The organism is Sphaerotilus sp., from assembly GCF_041083715.1.
GTDB lineage: Bacteria > Pseudomonadota > Gammaproteobacteria > Burkholderiales > Burkholderiaceae_C > Sphaerotilus.
This window is the reverse complement of record NZ_JBFPGY010000083.1, coordinates 1-3,622: the sequence shown is the minus strand read 5'-3', so window position 1 is coordinate 3,622 and position 3,622 is coordinate 1. Positions and strand designations below refer to the sequence as shown.

Here is a 3,622-nt window from a genome sequence, read left to right as displayed (position 1 = left end):
CCCAGGCGATCAGGTCGCCGATGTACTGCGGCGAGATCACGTCGAGGAACTCGCTGCCCGCCGGCATGCCCAGGCGGTTGATCTCCAGCAGCAGCTGGCGCGCGATGCGCAGGCCCTCGTCGATGCGATAGGTCTCGTCGAGGTAGGGGTCGTTGATCAGGCCCTTCCAGCCGACCGTCGTGCGCGGCTTCTCGAAGTACACGCGCATGACGATTTCCAGCGTGTCCTTGTACTGCTCGCGCAGCGGCTTCAGGCGGCGGGCGTATTCAAGCGCGGCAGCCGGATCGTGGATGGAGCATGGCCCGATCACCACCAGCAAGCGGTCGTCGCCGCCCTGCATGATGCGGCGGATGGACTGTCGTGTCTCACCGATCAGTTGTTCGACCGCCGTCCCGCGGATCGGGAAGAAGCGGATGAGGTGCTCGGGCGGGGGCAAGGGGGTCACGTCCTGGATCCTTTCGTCGTCGGTCTGCGAGGTGCGGTCGACGGGCGGATACCAGGAATCGGTCGGGGCGGCGTTGGTGGCGTTCATGGTCGGGGTGTCCTGAGTGGTGTTCGGAGGGCAGGGAGAATGTCGGGGCGAAAAAAAACCGCCGGGGTTCCGGCGGTTTTTCGGGAGCGCTTGCGGGCTTGTTCAGCTACGCGTTGGCCTCTCCTCCGCCGGTGCGGTACGAGAACCAAAAGTAGCTAAAAAACACGGTGGTGCGCTGCATAGGCGTCAAATGTAGGCGCGGGTGTGGCGTGGCGTCAAGCCTGTTGCTCAGGCGGTGCCGCCCACGGTCAGGCCGTCGATGCGCAGTGTGGGCTGGCCGACACCGACCGGCACGCTCTGCCCGTCCTTGCCACAGGTGCCCACGCCGGAGTCGAGCGCCAGGTCGTTGCCGATCATCGACACGCGCGTCATCGCGTCCGGGCCGTTGCCGATCAGCGTCGCACCCTTGACCGGGTAGAGGATCTTGCCCTTCTCGACCCAGTAGGCCTCGCTGGCGGAGAACACGAACTTGCCGCTGGTGATGTCCACCTGCCCGCCGCCGAAGTTGCTGGCATACAGACCACGGTCGATCGACGCGATGATCTCCTCGGGGGTCCTGTCGCCGGCCAGCATGTAGGTGTTGGTCATGCGCGGCATCGGCACATGGGCGTAGCTCTCGCGGCGGCCGTTGCCGGTGGGCGCAGTCTTCATCAGGCGGGCGTTCATCGCGTCCTGGATGTAGCCCTTGAGGATGCCGTCCTCGATCAGCACGTTCTTCTGGCTGGCATGGCCTTCGTCGTCGATGTTGAGCGAGCCGCGGCGGTCGGCGATCGTGCCGTCGTCGAGCACCGTCACGCCCTTGGCCGCGACACGCTCGCCGATGCGGCCGGAGAAGGTGCTCGATCCCTTGCGGTTGAAGTCGCCTTCCAGACCGTGGCCGACCGCTTCATGCAGCAGGATGCCGGGCCAGCCCGAGCCGAGCACCACCGTCATCTCGCCAGCCGGCGCCGGGCGGCTGTCCAGGTTCGTCAGCGCCGCGTGCACCGCCTGGTCCACGTACGTCTGCAACAAGACATCCGTGAAGTAGCCGAACCCGAAGCGGCCACCACCACCGGCCGAACCCACCTCGCGGCGCCCGTTCTGCTCGGCGATCACGGTGATCGACACGCGCACCAGCGGGCGTACATCGGCTGCCAGCGTGCCATCGGCGCGGGCGACCATCACCACGTCGTACTCGCCCGCCATGCCGGCCATGACCTGCACGACCCGCGGATCCTTGGCGCGCGCCATCTTCTCGATCCGTTCCAGCAACGCCACCTTCTGCACGCTGTCGAGGGAGGCGATCGGATCCATGCCAGCGTAGAGGCTGCGGCTGGCCGCAACCTGCTGCGGAGTGTCGATCTTCACGCGGCGGCTCTGGCCTGCGGCGGCGATGGTGCGCACAGTGCGCGCGGCATCCAGCAGCGCGGCCTCGGAGATGTCGTCCGAATAGGCGAACGCCGTCTTCTCGCCCGCCACGGCCCGCACGCCGACCCCCTGGTCGATGCTGAAACTGCCGCTCTTGACGATGCCCTCCTCCAGACTCCAGCCCTCGCTGCGGGTGTACTGGAAGTACAGGTCCGCGTCGTCGACGCGGTGCGCCGAGATGGTGTTGAGCGCCCGGGTCAGGCTGGCCTCGGTCAGGCCAAACGGGTCCAGCAGCAACTGGCGCGCGGTGGCCAGGCGTTCGAGGGTGGGTTCGCGAGAGATCATGGGCGCATTCTAGGGACGCCGCCGGGCCGCGTCTGCGACCGATGGCGCTGACCTCACCCCTGCCCTCACAATTCTGCCGATGTCCGCCTCCACGCCACCGCAGCGACTCGTCGCCCACCTCGACATGGACGCCTTCTATGCGTCGGTCGAGCTGCTGCGTCGGCCGGAACTGCGTGGCCAGATGGTCGTGGTCGGCGGCAGCCGACACCGCGCGGCCGAGTTCGCCGGCGACTGGCCCCGCCTGGGCGACTACACCGGCCGCGGCGTCGTCACCACAGCGACCTATGAAGCCCGGGCACGTGGCATCCACTCCGGCATGGGGCTGATGAAAGCGGCGGCGCTGGCGCCGCAGGCCGTTCTGCTGCCCGCCGACTTCGAGGAATACCGCCGCCTGTCGCGGGCGTTCAAGGCGGCCGTCGCGGAGATGGCACCAGACATCGAGGACCGCGGCATCGACGAGATCTACATCGAGCTGACCCACCTGCCCCGTGTGCGCGACGCAGTCGGCCACGACCCACTCGGCGGTGCCCGGGCGCTGGCACAGGACATCAAGAACAACGTGCGCCGCGCCACCGGCCTGTCGTGCTCGATCGGGCTGGCGCCGAACAAGCTGCTGGCCAAGATCTGCAGCGATCTCGACAAGCCGGACGGATTGACCGTGGTGATGGCCAGCGATGTGCCCGCACGCATCTGGCCACTCCCGGTGCGCCGCATCAACGGCATCGGGCCGAAGGCCGGCACGAAACTGGATGAACTCGGCGTGCATGCCATCGGTGAACTCGCCACCTGCACGCCGGACTGGCTGGTCGCCCACTTCGGGCGCAACCACGGCCTGTGGATGCACCGGGCGGCACACGGTCTGGATGACCGCCCGGTGATCACGTACAGCGAGCCGGTGTCCATGAGCCGAGAGACCACCTTCGACCGCGATCTGCACGCCCGGCACGACCGCGCAGCGCTGGGCGCGATCTTCACCACGCTGTGCGAGCAGGTGGCCGGCGATCTGCAGCGCAAGGGCTACGTCGGCCGCACCATCGGCATCAAGCTGCGCTTCGACGATTTCCGCACCGTCACGCGCGATCTGACCCTGCCGGCCCCGACCGCACAAGCCAGTGCGATCCGGCGGGCCGGTGGCTTGTGCCTGAAACGGGTCGATCTGAGCAGGCGGCTGCGGTTGCTGGGGGTGCGGGTCGGCGGACTGTCGAAGGCCGGTGCACGCCCGGCATCGACACCACCACCGAGCAGCCGATCCGATGTGCGGGATGAAAGCGCCACGCTGCCTGCGGAGCCGACGTCGATGCGTCAGACCTTGCCACTGTTCCCGGACGACGACCCATCGGTCACCTGAGGAACCAGCGCCTCGCGGCTCGGCAGGTGCCACAGCCACCACACCACAGC

3 protein-coding genes are annotated in these 3,622 nt (G+C 67.9%); 1 reads left to right on the top strand and 2 read right to left on the bottom strand.

The window, feature by feature from the left end:
• Both AB3X43_RS04185 and tldD read right to left on the bottom strand, forming a co-directional pair.
• Window positions 1-532, bottom strand: a 532-nt coding sequence (locus tag AB3X43_RS04185) for a 3-deoxy-7-phosphoheptulonate synthase (protein ID WP_369428618.1), incomplete at its 3' end; no start/stop codon positions are given.
• A gap of 228 nt (window positions 533-760) precedes the next feature.
• The gene (gene tldD / locus AB3X43_RS04180; protein WP_369428617.1) at window positions 761-2,224 is read right to left on the bottom strand and encodes a metalloprotease TldD; all 1,464 of its coding nucleotides are present in this window, start codon (window positions 2,222-2,224) and stop codon (window positions 761-763) included.
• A gap of 79 nt (window positions 2,225-2,303) precedes the next feature.
• On the opposite strand from tldD, the gene dinB reads away from it, so the two are divergent.
• On the top strand, window positions 2,304-3,572 hold the full coding sequence (gene dinB / locus AB3X43_RS04175) for a DNA polymerase IV (protein ID WP_369428616.1): 1,269 nt from the start codon (window positions 2,304-2,306) through the stop codon (window positions 3,570-3,572).
• Window positions 3,573-3,622: the final 50 nt, after the last annotated feature.